This is a genomic window from Nocardioides sp. SLBN-35 (assembly GCF_006715725.1).
Classification (GTDB): Bacteria; Actinomycetota; Actinomycetes; order Propionibacteriales; family Nocardioidaceae; genus Nocardioides.
On the sequence record NZ_VFNU01000001.1, the window covers coordinates 1,866,086 to 1,882,679 of the forward strand.

The following is a 16,594-nucleotide window of genomic DNA, read 5'->3' on the forward strand; positions in this document are numbered from 1 at the left end:
CTAGGGTGCGGACATGCCGACTGACCTCGACGCCCTCGTCGCGACCTACGAGGACCTGCACCGCCACCCCGAGCTCGGCCGGCAGGAGCACCGCACGTCCGGGATCGTGGCCGAGCAGTTGCGCGCCCTCGGGTACGACGTCACGACCGGTGTCGGCGGCACCGGCGTCGTGGGCGTGCTCGAGCGGGGCCAGGGGAGCACGGTGCTGCTGCGGGCCGACATGGACGCGTTGCCGGTGCTCGAGGACACCGGGCTGGCGTACGCCAGCACGGCGACGGCGACCAACGCCGCCGACGAGACGGTGCCGGTGATGCACGCCTGCGGGCACGACATCCACACGACGTGCCTGCTGGGTGCGGCGGCCGAGCTGGCCGGTGACGAGGGATGGCAGGGCCGGCTGCTCCTGGTGTTCCAGCCCGACGAGGAGGGTGGGGGCGGGGCGCAGGCGATGGTCGACGACGGCCTGTTCGAGCGGTTCGGTACGCCGGACGTGGTGCTCGGGCAGCACGTGGCGCCCGTCCCGGTCGGGGTGCTCGGCGTACGCCCCGGCCCGGCGTTCGCCGCGTCCGACGCGCTGCGGATCACCCTGTACGGCTCGGGCGGGCACGGCTCGCGGCCCGAGGCCACCATCGATCCGATCGTGATGGGGGCCGGGCTCGTGCAGCGGTTGCAGACGGTGGTCTCGCGCGAGGTCGCGGCCACCGACACCGTGGTCGTCACGGTCGGCTCCTTCCACGCGGGGTCCGCGCCCAACGTCATCCCCGACAGCGCGGTGCTCGGGCTGAGCGTGCGCACCGCCGACGAGCGGGTGCGCGCGAAGGTGCTGGCCACGATCGAGCGGATGATCCGGGCCGAGGTGGTGGCGGCAGGGGCGACCCGGGAGCCCGAGATCGAGGCGCTCACGTCGTTCCCGCCCGTCGTCAACGACGAGGCGGCGTGCGAGCGGGTCCGGGAGGCGTTCGGCGCCGCGGCCCGCTGGGTCGTGGTCGACCCGGGACCGGTCACCGGCAGCGAGGACGTCGGGATCCTGGCCGAGGCCGCGGGGTCGCCCTGCGCCTACTGGCTGCTCGGCGGCGCCGACCCGGCCCTGTTCGCGGGCGCGACGAGCGTCGAGCAGATCCGCGGCCTGGTCGCTGACCTGCCTTCGAACCACTCGCCGCGCTATGCCCCGCTCGCCGGTCCCACGCTGGAGTCCGGCGTCGCCGCACTGGTGACCGCGGCCCGTTCCTGGCTGTCCTGAGCGCGCGCCACCGCGGCGGCGTACGCGTAGACGCACATCAGCGCCACGAACGGCCACACCACGCCGAGCACCACCGAGGGCACGGTGTTGAGCACGACGAACGGCACCGGCACCACCACGAACAACAGCGCCGCGACCACCGCGCCGATGGTCGTGAGCAGCAGCAGGCCGAGCGCCAGGACCGGCACCAACGTGGCGAAGGAGTGCCGGATCAGCCGGACGCTGCGGGGCAGGCCGGCGAAGCCGCGCCGCCGCTCCAGCACGACCACCGGCACCAGCAGCACCCCGGCCGTCAGCACCACCAGCGCCAGCGGCGCGAGCACGATCGAGGTCGTGAGGCCGACCACGAGCAGCGCGGTCACCAGCAGCGCGGGCAGGCCTGCGCCGAGCCGCCGCAGACTGGTGCGGTAAGCCGCGCGCAGGTTCACCCGCGCCCCGAGGCCCTCCTCGTCGAGGACCTGCACCACCGCCGCCAGCGCGCCGGCCGACACCGGCAGTGAGGCGGTGCCGATCAGCACAGCCAGGGCACCGACCCAGCCCGGGACGGGGCTGGAGACGGTGACGCCCTGGAGCACCGCAGCGAGCACGTTGAACAGTGCCGGGGGAGCCATCGCCAGCGCGAACAGCCCGGGCCGCTCGCGCAGCACGTCGAGCGACGCGGCGACCACCTGCCCGGCCGAGCGGCGGATCCGCAGCGGCAGCGCGGTCGTCGCCCACGACGTACGACGCACCAGCCAGCCGACCGCGAGCAGCGCGGCGACCAGCACGACCAGGCCGCGCCACGGGTCGTCGACGTACCCGCGGAACAGGTCGCTGCCCTTGCCGACCAGGTCGCAGTAGGTCTCGGCGACCGCACTGCTGGTGGCGCCGCCGCCGGGCACCTCGATCGAGGAGTCGCGCGCCTTGGCCGACCACGAGAACGGCTTCGCCCAGGACTGCTTGCGGTTCGGCCCGGTCGGCCCGGCGTAGAACCGCTTCGGCCCGACCTCGCCGTAGTGGCCCTCGTAGGAGATCCACGGGTACGCCGACCGGGCCAGTGCCGGGTCGGACGGGATCGAGCGCACCTCCGCTCGTACGGCGTCGTGCTCGCCGGCCGTGGTGTCGCACCCGAACCCGGTGTTGGCGGTGTTGCCCATGAACACACCGGCGGAGAACTGGTTGGCGTGCGAGCCGGCCGAGACGTAGACCACCGGGTGGGTCGCGTCGTCGACCTCGAGCTTCTCCTCGCCCCAGCGGGCCTTCTCCGAGCCGTAGTGCTGGGAGTAGACGACCAGGTCGGGGTCGAGGTCCTCGGCCAGCGCGGACGCGGCGTCAGGCGCCGCGAACTCGAGCTGGATCCGCTCCCAGTCGGTCTCGTGCTTGTTGTTGTAGTCGTTGAACGCGTAGAAGAAGAAGTACTGCAGCGCGATCCGGTCCCCGATGCCCTTCTGGGTCGCGACGTGCGCATAGATGGTCGGCTTCGTGCCGCGCCACTGCCGCTCGGCCCAGCGCTCGTAGTCGCAGCCCGGCGTCAGCGGGTTGCCCGGCAGGTCGAGCTCGTAGCCCGGCAGCCCGGCCGACACGTCCTCGGCCGACGGGCCGACCTTCACGAGGTCACGCGAGGTCCACGGCCCGCGCAGCGCGACCGTCGGGTTGTCGAAGAGCACCTCGACGGCGCTGGGGGAGTAGGGCTCGCCCGGACCGCAGGCATGGTCCTGGCGCACCAGCATCAGGACCGGCGCGAACCTCTCCGCCAGCGCCTGCTCCGCGGCGGGGTCGTCGTCCGCGTCGGCGCGGGCGGGCGCTGCCGCGAACAGCAGGGTGAGCACCGGCGCGGCCAGCAGGCAGCGGAGCAGCCGCCGACCCCGCGGGCTCACCTCAGCCCGACCCTGAGCCCGGCCCTCAGTCCGTCCACGTCCAGGCGCTGAGGATGTCGTCGAACTTGGTGAGCACGTCGTCGTCGCCGTCCTTGAGGGAGACGGTGATGGAGTACGCCGTGTCGCCGCTGATCACGAGGTAGGACCGCTGCGAGACGTCGATGCCGTTGTCGTTGGTCCGGCTGATGTCGACGCCGAGCGCCGTCTCGCCACCGATGGTGGTGTCGTCGATGTCGTTGGTGGTGGCGGTGTCGTCGTCGGCGACCAGCGCCGTCTTCCAGTCGTCGGCGAGGTCGGAGGGGTCGGTGCTGCCGTACGACGACTGGGTCTCCACGATCACGTTGCCGCGGGCGGTGTTGAAGGTCGAGCCCCAGATGAACACCCGGTCGAGCGTGCTCAGGCCGGGGTTCTGCGACGTGAAGTCGTCGGTGCCGTCGATCCAGCCGGAGGGCAGCTCGGTCTCGTAGCCGGTGCCGGTGGCGACGTTGCCGCTCGGCTCGTCGGTCGTGTCGTCGGTCGGGTCCGCGGAGGCGCTGGTGGCCTCGGTCGACTTGCTCTTCGTGTCGTCGGCCTTCTTGTCGCTCCCGCTGTTCGCGACCGCGATGATGCCGATGATGCCGGCCACGACGACGACCAGCGCCACCGCGATCGCGCCGACGATGAACCCGGTGCCGGACTTCTTCGGCGGCGTCGGCTGGCTCCAGGAGGTCGCTCCGGGCGCGCCGTACGACGGCTGCACGGGCTGGTGCGGCGGCGACATGATCGGCTGCTGCTGCGCGGGAGCCGCGAAGGGCTGCTGGACCGGCGAGGTGACCGGCGGCTGGCTGGGCGCGGTGCCGCCGGGTCCGTGGCTCGGCGGGGCCGCCGTACCGGCCTCGGGGTCGAGCCCGGTCACCAGCGACTCGGGCACCTTGCCCAGCGCGAAGCCGAGGACCGCGATCGCCCACTGGCAGCCGCGCACGTCGGCGCTGCCGCGGTCGCGGGCCAGGCGCTGACCGGCGGACTCGACGGCGTCGCCCGGGCGGGCTCCGCTCTCGAGCATGGTGACCAGGCCGTCCAGCGCGCCGAGCCGGACCGCGTCGGTGAGCAGGTTGATGGTGCCGCTGGACGCCTGGCCCTCGTCGAGGTAGTCGTCGAGGGAACCGCGGAACGCGGTCGCGTCGCGGAACAGCGCGGTGCCGTGGTCGCGGGCGAGCTCGGCGAGGGACTGGTGCAGCTTCATCGGGTGTCCTTCAGGTACGGGCAGGTGCGGGGAGATCAGGCGGGCGGGACCGGGAGCCCGAGGTCGCGGCGCAGCTTGGCCACGTGCCCGGTCGCCTTGACGTTGTACTGGGCGAGCTCGACGGTGCCGTCGGTGTCGATGACGAAGGTCGAGCGGATGACGCCCTCGACGAGCTTGCCGTAGAGCTTCTTCTCGCCATAGGCGCCGTAGGCGCGGTGCACCGCCAGCTCGGGGTCGGCGAGCAGGGTGATGGTGAGGCCGTCGCGCTCGCGGAACTTCGCCAGCTTGGTGGTGGTGTCCTTCGAGATGCCGACCACCGTGTAGCCGGCACCCTGGAGGGCGTCGAGGGAGTCGGTGAAGTCGCAGGCCTGCTTGGTGCACCCGGGGGTCATCGCGGCCGGGTAGAAGTAGACGATCACCTTCCTGCCCTGCTCGAGGAGCTCGTACAGGTTGACCTCGCCACCCTGGTCGGAGGCGAGGGAGAAGTCCGGTGCGCGGTCGCCCGCTGCCAGCCTGGCCTGGTCACTCAAAGGGGTGGCTCCTCTCCTGATGGGCAGGTGCTGTTGCAACTGCCATGCAATAAGGTGGTCGTGCTCGTGACCATCTAACTACCCCGGTGCCGGGCGACCGAACACCGGATCGAGGCAGGTTCATCCATGCACGTCCCTGACGGCTTCCTCGACGCCCCGACCTCGGTCGCGACCGGCGTCGTCGCCGCGGCCGGTGTCGGCCTCGCGCTGCGCAAGGCACGCGCCGAGCTCGACGACCGCACCGCGCCGATGGCCGGTCTCGTGGCCGCGTTCGTGTTCGCGGGCCAGATGATCAACTTCCCGGTCGGTGCCGGCACCAGCGGGCACCTTCTCGGCGGCGCGCTCGCCGCCGTCCTGGTCGGGCCGTGGACCGGGGCGCTGTGCATCAGCGTGGTCCTGCTCGTCCAGGGCCTGTTCATGGCCGACGGCGGATTGACCGCGCTCGGCACCAACATCACCCTGATGGGCCTGGTCGGCGTCTTCGTCGGGTACGGCGTCTTCCGCCTCGCGCTCGCCGTGCTGCCGAGCAAGCTCGGCTCGGTGCCGGTCGCGGCAGGGCTCGGCGCCCTGATCTCGGTCCCCGCCGCCGCGACGGTGTTCAGCGTGCTGTTCGCGATCGGCGGCACCGCCGACATCGCCGCCGGCAAGGTGTTCGCGGCGATGATCGGCTGGCACACCGTGATCGGCGTCGGCGAGGCCCTCATCACCGGGCTGGTCGTCAGTGCCGTCGTCGCCTCCCGTCCCGACCTCGTCCACGGCGCGCGCGGGCTCGCCGGCCGTCGTCCGCTGCTCGACCAGGAGGTCGCCGCGTGAAGACCAGCACGAAGACCAGCACGAACAGCCGCCGCTTCCTCGTGATCGGCTTGTTCGTCGCCCTCCTCGTCGCGGGCATCGGCAGCTACTACGCCAGCAGCCACCCCGACGGGCTCGAGTACGTCGCCGGCAAGACCGGCTTCATCGACTCCGCGGAGGAGCCCGTCGACACCGGCAGCCCCTTCGCGGACTATGGGACCAAGGGCGTCGAGAACGAGCGCCTCAGCGGCGGCATCGCTGGCGTGGCCGGCGTGGGCATCACCCTCCTCCTCGGTGGCGGACTCTTCTGGGCGCTGCGCCGGCGCACCCCGGCCGAGCAGCAGGCCTGACGAGATGGGCGCGGGCCACGGCCACCGGCTGCACTTCCACGGGCACTCCGTGGTGCACCGCGCCCCGGCCCACCTGAAGATCCTGTTCCTGCTCGGGTTCGTGCTGACCGTCGTCGCCACCCCGCGCGAGTGGTACCCGGTCTTCGGCGGCTACCTCGCCCTCCTGCTGGGCGTGGTGCTGCTGGCCCGGGTGCCGCTGACCTACCTGCTGCCACGGATGGTGGTCGAGGTCCCGTTCCTGGTCTTCGCCGCGCTGATGCCGTTCGTCGCGGAGGGCCCGCGGGTCGGCGTACCCGTCGGGGGGTGGGAGGTCTCCCTCTCCGAGTCGGGCCTGCTGGCGGCCTGGGGCCTGGTCGTCAAGGGCACGCTGGGCGTGCTGGCCTCGCTCACCCTGGCCGCCACGACCGAGCCGGCGGACGTGCTGCGCGGCCTGCAGCGGCTGCGGATGCCCGACCTGATCGTGCAGATCATGGGCTTCATGATCCGCTACCTCGACGTCGTCACCGGCGACCTCGGGCGGATGATCACCGCGATGCGCTCGCGCGGCGTCGACCCACGCTCGCCGCGGCACTGGCCGGCGCTGGCGCGTACGCTCGGCGCGCTGTTCGTGAGGTCGTACGAGAGGGGTGAGCGGGTGCATCTGGCGATGTTGTCCCGGGGGTACGACGGAAGGCTCCCCGAGGCCGCGGGGCCTGTGGAGGCCGTGCGATGACGCCGGTCCTCGACGTCCAGCGCCTCGCGTTCGCCTACCCCGACGGGCAGCAGGCCCTGTTCGGGGTCGACCTGCACGTCCATCGGGGGGAGCGGGTCGCGCTGCTCGGGCCCAACGGCGCGGGCAAGACCACCCTCGTGCTCCACCTCAACGGCATCCTGTCCGGTGAGACCGGACACGGTGAGGGCAGTGTCGCGGTCAGCGGGCTGCCGGTGACGAAGAAGAACCTGGGTGAGATCCGGCGCCGGGTCGGCATCGTCTTCCAGGACCCCGACGACCAGCTGTTCATGGGCTCGGTTCGTGCCGACGTGGCGTTCGGGCCGGCCAACCTCGGCATCAGGGGCGCCGCCCTCGACAAGCGGGTGATGGACGCGCTCGAGCAGGTCGGGATGGCCGACTTCGCCGACCGGCCGCCCCATCACCTCTCCTTCGGCCAGCGGCGCCGGGTCGCGGTCGCGACCGTGCTGGCCATGGAGCCGGAGATCCTGGTGCTCGACGAGCCGAGCTCGAACCTCGACCCCGCCTCGCGCCGCGAGCTGGCCGACATCCTTCGCAGCCTCGACGTGACCCTGCTGATGGTCACCCACGACCTGCCCTACGCGCTCGAGCTCTGCCCCCGGTCGGTGGTGCTCAGCGACGGCCGGGTGGTGGCCGACGGGACGACGTACGACGTGCTCACCGACGAGGCCCTCATGCACGCCCACCGGCTGGAACTCCCATGGGGGTTCGACCCGCGCACCATCAGCATTGATAGCCTGCCCAGGTGAGTGAGACTCCCTCTGACATCGAGCGCGAGATCGAGGAGACCCGTGAGCGCCTCGCGGGCACGATCGACCAGCTGCTGTACCGCTCGCACCCCAAGACCATCGTGAGCCGCGAGGTCGCCCAGGTGAAGGCGTACTACGTCGACACCGCGACGGGGGAGCCGCGCACCGACAACATCCTCAAGACGGTCGGTGGCGTGGTCGGCGTGATCGCGCTGTTCGTCGTGCTGCGCAAGATCACCCACTGACCCTGCCCTGCAGGTGAGCACTCCCGTGTCCGACAAGACCCCCATCAAGATGCTGCACGACCGCATCCTGTGTGAGGCCGACAGCGAGGCCGGCGAGCGCCGGTCCTCCGGCGGCATCGTCATCCCCGCGACCGCCGCGATGGGCGCCCGGCGCCTGGCCTGGTCGCGCGTGGTCGCGGTCGGCCCGCACTGCCGCGCCGTCGTCGCCGGTGACAAGGTGCTCTACGACCCCGAGGACAAGGCCGAGGTCGAGGTCTCCGGCGAGGTCTACGTCGTCATGCGCGAGCGTGACATCCACGCGGTCGCCGCCGAGCGGCTCGGCGACGAGTCGGCCGGCCTCTACCTGTGAGCGCGCGCCAGTTTCACCGGTCAGCCGGTGAAACTGGCGCTTGGACGAGGAAGTTTCATCGTCCAAGCGGGAGTTCCACCGGTCGGCCGGTGAAACTCCCGCCGGCCCTGTGACGTAACTCACTCAGGTGGAACGCGTTGCACCTGACGTGCGCTCCCCACGTGTCCTGAGCCTGCTCGCCGCCGCCCTGGTCCTGCCAGCGCTCGCCGCGGCAGGTCCCGCCGACGCCGGGCCGGCGCCCGACACGGCCACGGCGGCCGCGGACCCGTCGTACCACGCCACGATCGCGATCACCGAGCACGGCATCCCGCACATCACCGCCGACGACTGGGGCTCCCTGGGCTACGGCAGCGGGTACGCCACCGCGCGCTCGTCGATCTGCAACCTCGCCGACACGGTGCTCACCGCGCGCGGCGAGCGCTCGCGCTACCTCGGCGCGAACGGCCGCTACCTCGACGGGGTCTCGCTCGACGCCTCGAACCTCCAGGTCGACGCCTTCGTCACCGACCTGCACAACCGCAAGGTCGTCGAGGGCCTGCTCGCCTCGCCCGCCGGCCCCAGCGCCCGGGCGCGCGAGATGGTCAAGGGCTACACCGCCGGCATCAACCGCTGGCTGCGCGACAACACGATCACCGACCCGGCCTGCGCCGACGCGACCTGGCTGAAGCCCGACGCCACCGAGCTCGACCTCTGGTACGGCGTCTACATGGCCAACCTGATCGCCTCCTCGGGCAACTTCGTCAAGGAGATCGTCGAGGCCGACCCGCCCACCCTGCAGGACCCGGGCCTGCCGGACCTCGGTCTGACGCTGCCGCTGCCGACGACCAAGGAGGAGGTGCCGGCGTACGCCGCGCAGCTCAGCGCCGACCAGCGCGAGGAACTGCTGCGCTCCCTGGGCCAGGACAGCGCGTTCGGCTCCAACGCCACCGCGATCGGCGGCGACGCCAGCTCGACCGGGCGCGGGTTGCTGCTCGGCAACCCGCACTTCCCGTGGGGCGGGCGCTACAAGTTCACCCAGCAGCAGCTGACCATCCCGGGTGTCTACGACGTCGCCGGCGCCTCGCTGATCGGCTCTCCGGTGGTCAACATCGGCTGGAACAAGGACGTCGCCTGGAGCCACACGGTGTCCACGGCCTACCGCTTCACGCCCTACGAGTACTTCACCCTCGGCCCCGGCCCGCTCTACCTCAGCGCCAACGGGCTGATCCGCAAGGCCGAGCGACGCTGGGTCGACGTCGAGGTCTTGCAGCCCGACGGCTCCGTGACGAACGTCCGCGAGGACCTCTGGCGCACCCCGCAGGGCTACGTCATCGACAGTCCCTCGCAGTTCATGGGCTGGTCGCCCCTCAGCTTCTGGGCGATCCGCGACGCCAACGCCGAGCACCTGCGCACCATCGACACCTTCCTCGGCATGGGCGAGGCGACCAGCGCGAGCGACCTGCTGCGCCGCCAGGATGCCGGCGGCGGCATGCCGTGGGTCAACACGACCGCGGCCGACCGCAACGGCGAGGTCCTGTACGCCGACCACAGCGTGGTGCCCAACGTCAGCAACGCGATGGTGACCCGGTGCCTGACCCCGGTCGGCCTGCTGCTCAAGTCGGTCGCCGGGCTGCCCGGCCTCAACGGCCTGCTCGCCGACGGTGCCTGCGCGTGGGGCACGGACTCCGACGCCCAGCGGCCCGGCATCTTCGGGCCCGGCAACCTGCCGGCCGTCGTACGCCGCGACTGGGTGATGAACGCCAACGACTCGTACTGGACGCCCAACGACAAGGTCCGCCTCGAGGGCTACGCCGGCATCATCGGCTGCGAGAGGTGCGCGCGGACCATGCGGACGCGGATGGTGCAGCAGTACGTCATCGACCAGCTGGCGGGCGGCGGCTCGGAGACGCCGGAGTCGCTGCGCGGGCACGAGTACGAGAACCGGGTCCGGGCCGCCGAGGTGATGCGCCAGGACGGCAGGCTGGACCAGGTCTGCGCGCAGACCGGCGAGACCGCGGCCTGCGCCGTGCTCGCCGCCTGGGACGGGCACTCCGACGTCGACTCGGTCGGCACCCACCTCTTCGAGGCCTTCGTCGAGCGCGCGCCGACCGGCGCCAACCTGTGGACCGTGCCGTTCAATGCAGCCGACCCGATCAACACGCCGCGCGGCCTGCGGACCGGGCCCGAGGTGGTCAAGGCGATGAAGGCGGCCATCGAGTCCGTGCGGGCGGCCGGGGTGCCGTTCGACGCGCCGTGGGGCTCGCTGCAGGTCGCGGGCGACCGGGGCGCGCCGGCATACCCTCTCGGCGGCGGTGACGGCGACCTCGCCGGCAACGCCAACGCCCTGGCCTCGCGGCACCCCGCGGGCAACACCGGCGCCTACAAGCCGGTCAGCTACGGCTCCTCGCACATCCAGGCGGTGTCCTACCTCGCCGACGGCAGCGTGGACGCGCGCACGATCCTCACCTACAGCCAGGACGAGGACCCGGCGTCACCGTGGTCGAGCGACCAGACCGCGCTGTTCTCGCAGGAGAAATGGGTGCGCTTCGCGTGGACGCCGCAGCAGATCGCGCAGGACCTGGTGCGGACCATCGACCTCGCGGGTTCGTGAACCCCCTAACCTCGGGGGCATGTCCGTCGAGGTGGAGAAGCGCGGTCCCGTCACCGTCGTGACGCTGTCACGTCCCGAGGTGCGCAACGCGGTCGACGCGGAGCACGCCCGCCTGCTGACCGAGGCGTTCACGGCCTTCGACGCCGACGACAGCGCCTCGGTCGCCGTCCTGCACGGAGCCGGCGGGGTCTTCTGCGCCGGGGCCGACCTCAAGGCGGTGTCCGAGGGCCGCGTCGACGTGGGCGCACCCGGCGACGGAGCGGACGCCGGCCCGGCGGGGATGGGGCCGACCCGGATGCTGCTGTCGAAGCCGGTCGTCGCAGCCGTGGAGGGTTACGCCGTCGCCGGCGGCCTCGAGCTCGCGGTGTGGTGCGACCTGCGGGTCGTCGACCCGGCCGCCGCGTTCGGCGTGTTCTGCCGACGCTGGGGCGTGCCGCTCATCGACGGCGGCACCATCCGGCTGCCACGCCTGATCGGCCACTCCCACGCCCTCGACCTCATCCTCACCGGCCGCGAGGTCGGCGCCGAGGAGGCGCTGCGGATGGGCCTGGCCAACCGGGTCTCGGCCCCCGGCGCAGCGTTGGCCGAGGCCGTGACCCTGGCCGAGCAGCTCGCCGGGTTCCCGCAGACCTGCCTGCGCGAGGACCGGCTGTCGTCGTACGGACAGCACGGCCTGGACCTCGACGACGCGCTGGCGCTGGAGTGGAAACACGGACTCCGCTCGCTGAGCGCGGATACCCTCGCGGGGGCGACGCGCTTCGCCGGCGGGGCGGGCCGGCACGGCGCGTTCGACGGCTGACGGGGCACGACAGGGGACAGGGGGACAGCGGTGGCGAACGGCCCGGGACGGGACCAGCGCGGACCGATGGAGCGGCTGGTGCGGATCGCCGCGATGCTGCAGGCGAACCCGCAGCAGGGGGTGAGCGCCGAGCGGCTCAACGCGGTGGCCGGCTTCCCCGACACGCCCGGCCACGACCAGCTCAAGCGCGACATCCGCCACCTCGAGCACCAGGGCTGGCGCATCGAGAACGTCGCACCGCCGGGCCAGCCGGCCTGGTACCGGATGACCACCGTCGACAACCGGCTGCGGGTGCGGCTCTCGCTCGGCCAGCAGGCGGCGTTGCGCCGGGCGATGCTGCTCGCCGACGACGGCGACCTGGTGCAACGCCTCGGTCTGGCGGCCGCGACCGGCGCGGGGGAGACCGCCGGCGCCACGCTCCATCTCCCCGTCCCCGACTCGCTGCGGCTCGTCGTCGACGCCGTCCGCGACCAGAGGCTGCTCCGGTTCGGCTACAAGGGGATCGAGCGCGTCGTGCATCCCGAGTCGGTCCGGACCGAGAACGGCGTGTGGTACCTGCGCGGGGTCGAGGACGCCGAGCGCGCCGAGGCTCCGCTGAAGACCTTCGTGGTGTCGCGGATGCTCGACGTCGACGTCGAGGACCCCGGCTCCGCGCGGCCCGTGCCGCCGACGCGGCACGTGGCGCTGCACCCGATGTCGTGGGAGATCGACCCGCCCGTCGAGGTCACCCTGCGTGCCGCGGCCGACTTCGAGCCCGACGTACGCCGGTGGCTCGGCGAGCCGGTCGCGGTCGAGACCGACGGCGACGACGTGCTGCTGCGCTACCGGGTCACGCACCGCGCCGCCCTGCACGCCCGGCTGGTCGAGCTCGACGACCGGGTGCGGGTCGAGGGCCCCGCGCAGGCCCGGGCCGACCTGGTCGCCTTCCTGGCGGCCGCACGCGGCGAGGAGGCCGGAGCATGAGCAACGTCCCGAAGTACGTCGTCCGGATCGCCCGGCTGCCCGAGGTGTTCGCCCGGCTCGCGGCCCACCCCGACGGGCTCTCCCTGCCCGACCTGGCCGAGGAGTTCGACACCACCGAGGCCGAGCTCCGCGAGGACCTGCTGGCCTTCTACACCGCCGACGTCGGCGGCGTGTGGGGGCTCTCACGGCCCGAGGTGCTGGAGTTCCTCGGCTCCGACGGGGTCACCGAGGACCCCGGGACCGCCGACATCGTGCGGCTGGTCTCCGAGAGCCCGATCGACCTCGGTGTCGAGTACGTCGACGCCGGCGAGCTCGGCCGCGTCCACGCCGCCGCCCAGGCGCTGCTCGACATCGAGCCCGACAACGCCGAGCTCGCCGAGGCACTCGACGTGCTCGCCCGCACCATGTTCGGCGAGGCGGCCCCCGACGACGCCGAGGTGCCCCGGGTCGCCGCCTGGAACCGCCTGCTGCCCGAACTCCGCCGTGCCCAGGACGAGCACCGGGCCGTCCGGATCGTCTACTCCCGGGCCTGGGAGCCTGGTGTCACCGAGCGCGAGATCGAGCCCTACCGGCTGGTGCAGACCCGCCGCGGTTGGGAGGTCGACGCCGGACCGGTCGACGACCAGGGCCGGATCCGCACCTACCTGCTCTCCAACATCCGCTCGGTCGACCTGCTCGACCGGACCTTCGCCGTACCCGACGACCTCGCCGACCACCTGGGCCGCCAGCGCGCGACCACCCGCGTGCGGGTGCTGCTGCCCCAGCAGTCGCGGTGGGTGGCGGACTTCTACGCCGAGCAGGTCACCTTCGTCGAGGACGACGAGCGCGACGTCGTGGTCGACCTGGACCTGCTCCCGCCCGTCGAGGACCGGGTCGGCCGGCTGCTGCTCACCGCCGGCCCCACCGCCACCGTCCTCGACCCGCCCTCGCTCGACACCGCCGGCGTGGTGCTCGCCGAGGAGCTGCTGGTGCACCACACGTCGTGAGGCGGCGCGGTCGCTTGTAACTAAGTGTTACGTCGCGAAAATCGCAGCAACAGTGCCCGGGTAGTGGCCACAGCACCGTGGTAGTCGGTGAGACGGCATGGAAGTGCAGGGCGCCGGCCGATGGCTCATCTACCTCGGTGCTCTGGCCACTACCTCGGAGCTGTGGTGCCCGATTCGGCGATGTAACACTTAGTTACAAGGCGGTCTGGCCCGTCAACCGCGCTCGACGTGCTCCTTGAGCTGGCGCAGCACGTTGGTCCAGTTCTCCCGCGACGGTGCCTCCTGCTCGCCCTCGGTGAGCGACTGCTCGACCGTGACGTCGGTGTGGTCGCCGCCGTCCCGCAGCGTCCACGTGACGTGGTGGTAGCTCTCGGGACGGTCCGGCTTGCCCGTCAGCGGGCTGAAGTGGGTGACGACGAGACGCCGTCCCTCATCGACCTCCAGCACCTCGCCCTTGTCCTCGAACGGGCGGCCGTCGTACTCGCCCCGCCAGGTGATCGGGGTGCCGGGCTCCCAGGTGGTGTCGACCTCGGCGCCGAAGAGGTAGGCGCGGATCTGCTCGGGCTCGGTGAGCGCCTGCCAGACCTGGGCGGGCGACGCGGAGACCTGGACGTGGGCAGTTGCGGTCGTGGTGTCCATGGCCCCGCGTTACCCGGACCGCGGTCCGGCAACCGGCCCCCACCGGCCTACCGGTAGCGTGGACACCGCAGCTCAGGACGCGGGCTGCGCCGGGGGTCGCTCGACCCCTCCGCGCAGCAGGAGCCCGCATGTCCGAGCAGGTCGAGGTCCAGGTCAGCGTCGACGGTCCACCCGTGCCCGGGCTGGTGCTCAAGTGGGACAGCCAGCGGCTCAAGGCGCTCGTCACCTACGAGGCCGAGGGGCACGTCCAGACCCAGTGGTTCCCGTCCGAGCAGGTGCTCCAGGTCGACTGAGCGATCCTCACCCGCCCTCCGGCGGCGGTACGGCGAAGTCCCGGTTCGCCGAGTCGACCACCTCCTGGGCGATGGCGCGCAGCTTGACGTTGCCGGTGCTGCTCGCGCGCACCAGGAACTGGAACGCGCGGTCCTCGGGGATGCGGTAGCGCTCCATGATGATGCCGACCGCGGTCCCGATCGCCTGCCGCGTGGTCACCGACTCGTTGAGCTGGTGCTCGTGCCGGGCCCGGCCGAGGGCGATCGAGGCGTGCGCGGCGAACAGCTCGGCGAGCTGGATCGCGTCCGGGTCGATCCCGGGGTTCGCCGAGTAGAAGTTCAGGCCGCCGAGCGTGCTCTCGTCGTTGTAGAGCTGGAGGCCCATCTGGGCGCTGAGGCCGAACCGGGCCGCCTCCTCGACGTACCGCGGCCAGCGCTGCTCGGCCGCGATGTCGTCCATGGTCGTGACCCCGCCCGACGTGATCGCGTCGTAGCAGGGACCCTCACCGAGCTTGTACTGCAGCTCGTCGATGTCCCAGACCAGCCGCCCGGTCCCCGACCGGGTCTCGATGCGACCGCCGCCGTGCGTGATCGAGATGCCGACGTGCTCGAAGCCGGGCACCGTCTGCTGGGCCGCCCGGACGATGGCGTCGAGCGTGTCGTCCAGCGAACGGTGGCTGTCGATCGAGCGGGCCGCCTCGGTGAGGGCGGACGCGATCCGGGTGCTGTCGTGGAGCACGGGTACCTCCTGGGAATCGGGCCTGGAGGTACCCGCCGGACCGGAGGTCAGCCCGGGCTCAGGAGGTCAGCCGGGCCAGGCACGCGAACCAGCGCTGGCCCTGGAGGAACGCCGTGCCGCTCGGTGGCAGCACGAACACGTCGTAGCTGCCCTTCGGGCGGGTGCCGCCGGTGTCGGCGTCGTAGCCGCGCAGCGTGTCGGCGGTGCAGGTGGCCGCGGCCTCGCTGTCCGCGTCGACGGCGTCGGTCGTCACGTCGTTCGTCGTCGCGGCGAGCTCCCCGACCGCGAAGGTGAACCAGTTGTCCTCGGCGCACTCGCCCTTGGTGGCGCTCAGCGCCTGGCCGATCTGCTGGACGCCGCTGTAGCAGGAGCCGAGCTCCGGGGCGCCGGTCAGCGGGTCGATCCCGGGGTCCTCGGCGACCGTCTCCGCATCCGGCGCCTGTCCGCGTGCCGTCGGCCCGGTGCCGTCGGTGGCGTCGGTGGCGTCGGGGGCGAGCAGGTAGCCGCCGAGGCCCCCGAGCCCGAGGCCGACGACGGCGGCCGCCAGGGAGATCGGCCACCGGCGCCGGGCCGGCGGGGGAGCGACCGCACGGGGGGCGGGAGCCGGTGGCCGCAGCTGGGTGAAGGCGGCCTCGGGTCCGCCCACCACGATCCCGTCCGTGTCGGTCGCGCCCCCGGGCCGGATCGCGCGCAGCGCCTCGTGGAGCTCGCGGGCCGTGGGGTAGCGGTGCGCGGCGTCGTACGCCGTCGCGGTGCGGATCACCTGCATCAGCGCCTCGCTGCCCGGCACACCCGGGTCGGGCAGCTCGGCGTGCAGGTTCGCGAGCAGTTGGTCGATCGGGACCGGGCTGCCGTCGACGGACCGGCGCGGCGAGGCGCCGCAGATCATGGCATGCAGCGTCGCGCCCATGGAGAACACGTCGGACTGCGGCGCCGGCGGCGAGAAGGAGAACGCCTCCGGGGACGCGTACGCCGGGGTCAGCGCCTCGAGGCTCACCGACGGGTCCTGGCCGGGCTGGGGAAGCGCGGCCAGCCCGAAGTCGGAGAGCCGGGGCGTGCCCCAGGCGTCGATCAGGATGTTGCCGGGCTTGATGTCGCGGTGCAGGATCCCGGCCTCGTGGGCGGCGGCGAGCGCGCTGGTGACCGCGAGCCCGACCTCGACCGCCTCGCCGGGCGTCATCGGCCCGTGCTGGGCGAGGTAGGTCGCGAGGCTGCCGTTCGTGCACAGCTCCATGACCAGGTACGGCCGGTTGTCGCGGGTCACGCCGACGTCGATGAGCGACACCACGTGCGGGTGCCCGCTGATCCGGCTCACCGCCGTGGCCTCGCGTACGAACCGCCGCCGGTTGGCGTCGTCGTCGAGGACCCGGTCGTCGATCTTCACCGCGACGTCGCGCTCGACCGCGAGCTGCCGCCCCCGCCACACCTTGGCGAAGCCGCCGCGACCGATCTCCTCGATCAGCTCGACGCCGGGCAGGAGGAGGGCACGCTGGGTCGGTTCCACGCCGGGAAGCGTAGGTGAGGCCGGGTGCGGGAGGGACGC

The 16,594-nt window shown here is 72.5% G+C and carries 18 protein-coding genes; 12 read left to right on the plus strand and 6 right to left on the minus strand.

Going from position 1 to position 16,594, the window contains the following annotated elements; genetic code table 11:
* The first annotated feature begins 13 nt into the window (after window positions 1-13).
* The gene (locus tag FBY23_RS09070; RefSeq protein ID WP_141797851.1) at window positions 14-1,240 is read left to right on the plus strand and encodes an amidohydrolase; all 1,227 of its coding nucleotides are present in this window, start codon (window positions 14-16) and stop codon (window positions 1,238-1,240) included.
* Here FBY23_RS09070 and FBY23_RS09075 read toward each other — a convergent pair.
* From FBY23_RS09075 to bcp, 3 genes are read right to left on the minus strand one after another with little or no spacing between them, the layout of a single operon-like run.
* Window positions 1,162-3,096 carry a hypothetical protein gene (locus FBY23_RS09075; RefSeq protein WP_141797852.1) on the minus strand — a complete coding sequence of 645 codons (1,935 nt, stop codon included), beginning with the start codon at window positions 3,094-3,096 and terminating at the stop codon, window positions 1,162-1,164. The two genes, FBY23_RS09070 and FBY23_RS09075, sit on opposite strands and share 79 nt — an antisense overlap.
* A 25-nt stretch (window positions 3,097-3,121) precedes the next feature.
* Window positions 3,122-4,318: a hypothetical protein gene (locus tag FBY23_RS09080; protein WP_141797853.1), complete on the minus strand. Its 1,197-nt coding sequence runs from the start codon at window positions 4,316-4,318 to the stop codon at window positions 3,122-3,124.
* Between the two features lie 35 nt (window positions 4,319-4,353).
* Window positions 4,354-4,848, minus strand: coding sequence for a thioredoxin-dependent thiol peroxidase (gene bcp, locus FBY23_RS09085; protein WP_141797854.1), 495 nt, complete (start codon window positions 4,846-4,848; stop codon window positions 4,354-4,356).
* Between the two features lie 126 nt (window positions 4,849-4,974).
* Between bcp and FBY23_RS09090 the strand changes: the two genes are divergently transcribed.
* From FBY23_RS09090 to FBY23_RS09130, 10 genes are all read left to right on the plus strand, one after another.
* Entirely contained in the window at window positions 4,975-5,661 is a 687-nt protein-coding gene (locus FBY23_RS09090) for an energy-coupling factor ABC transporter permease (protein WP_174245195.1), read from the plus strand.
* Window positions 5,658-5,990, plus strand: coding sequence for a PDGLE domain-containing protein (locus FBY23_RS26170; RefSeq protein WP_174245196.1), 333 nt, complete (start codon window positions 5,658-5,660; stop codon window positions 5,988-5,990). Before FBY23_RS09090 ends, FBY23_RS26170 begins: the two co-directional genes overlap by 4 nt.
* Before the next feature lie 4 nt (window positions 5,991-5,994).
* Window positions 5,995-6,702: a cobalt ECF transporter T component CbiQ gene (gene cbiQ / locus FBY23_RS09095; protein ID WP_141797855.1), complete on the plus strand. Its 708-nt coding sequence runs from the start codon at window positions 5,995-5,997 to the stop codon at window positions 6,700-6,702.
* Window positions 6,699-7,469, plus strand: coding sequence for an energy-coupling factor ABC transporter ATP-binding protein (locus FBY23_RS09100; RefSeq protein ID WP_141797856.1), 771 nt, complete (start codon window positions 6,699-6,701; stop codon window positions 7,467-7,469). The genes cbiQ and FBY23_RS09100 overlap by 4 nt, the downstream gene beginning before the upstream one ends.
* A complete protein-coding gene (locus tag FBY23_RS09105; protein WP_141797857.1) occupies window positions 7,466-7,714 on the plus strand; it encodes a DUF3618 domain-containing protein in 249 nt (82 codons plus the stop codon). The genes FBY23_RS09100 and FBY23_RS09105 overlap by 4 nt, the downstream gene beginning before the upstream one ends.
* Window positions 7,715-7,763: 49 nt before the next feature.
* Window positions 7,764-8,063, plus strand: coding sequence for a co-chaperone GroES (locus FBY23_RS09110; protein ID WP_141800947.1), 300 nt, complete (start codon window positions 7,764-7,766; stop codon window positions 8,061-8,063).
* Window positions 8,064-8,211: 148 nt separating this feature from the next.
* Window positions 8,212-10,653, plus strand: coding sequence for a penicillin acylase family protein (locus FBY23_RS09115; RefSeq protein WP_260805845.1), 2,442 nt, complete (start codon window positions 8,212-8,214; stop codon window positions 10,651-10,653).
* 19 nt (window positions 10,654-10,672) lie between these two features.
* Window positions 10,673-11,452, plus strand: coding sequence for a crotonase/enoyl-CoA hydratase family protein (locus FBY23_RS09120; protein ID WP_141797858.1), 780 nt, complete (start codon window positions 10,673-10,675; stop codon window positions 11,450-11,452).
* Window positions 11,453-11,482: 30 nt separating this feature from the next.
* Window positions 11,483-12,415: a WYL domain-containing protein gene (locus tag FBY23_RS09125; protein ID WP_141797859.1), complete on the plus strand. Its 933-nt coding sequence runs from the start codon at window positions 11,483-11,485 to the stop codon at window positions 12,413-12,415.
* Complete coding sequence (locus FBY23_RS09130) at window positions 12,412-13,401, plus strand: YafY family protein (RefSeq protein WP_141797860.1); 990 nt, start codon at window positions 12,412-12,414, stop codon at window positions 13,399-13,401. Before FBY23_RS09125 ends, FBY23_RS09130 begins: the two co-directional genes overlap by 4 nt.
* 213 nt (window positions 13,402-13,614) lie before the next feature.
* On the opposite strand, the gene FBY23_RS09135 is transcribed toward FBY23_RS09130, so the two are convergent.
* On the minus strand, window positions 13,615-14,040 hold the full coding sequence (locus FBY23_RS09135) for an SRPBCC domain-containing protein (RefSeq protein WP_141797861.1): 426 nt from the start codon (window positions 14,038-14,040) through the stop codon (window positions 13,615-13,617).
* Between the two features lie 128 nt (window positions 14,041-14,168).
* Here FBY23_RS09135 and FBY23_RS25915 point away from each other — a divergent pair, with 128 nt between their 5' ends.
* A complete protein-coding gene (locus FBY23_RS25915) occupies window positions 14,169-14,333 on the plus strand; it encodes a hypothetical protein (RefSeq protein ID WP_160158195.1) in 165 nt (54 codons plus the stop codon).
* 7 nt (window positions 14,334-14,340) lie between these two features.
* On the opposite strand, the gene FBY23_RS09140 is transcribed toward FBY23_RS25915, so the two are convergent.
* Together FBY23_RS09140 and FBY23_RS25920 are read right to left on the minus strand one after the other, a co-directional pair.
* Window positions 14,341-15,051, minus strand: coding sequence for a GAF and ANTAR domain-containing protein (locus tag FBY23_RS09140; protein WP_141797862.1), 711 nt, complete (start codon window positions 15,049-15,051; stop codon window positions 14,341-14,343).
* Window positions 15,052-15,109: 58 nt separating this feature from the next.
* Window positions 15,110-16,555, minus strand: a complete 1,446-nt coding sequence (locus FBY23_RS25920) for a serine/threonine-protein kinase (RefSeq protein ID WP_160158196.1) — start codon at window positions 16,553-16,555, stop codon at window positions 15,110-15,112.
* Window positions 16,556-16,594 lie beyond the last annotated feature (39 nt).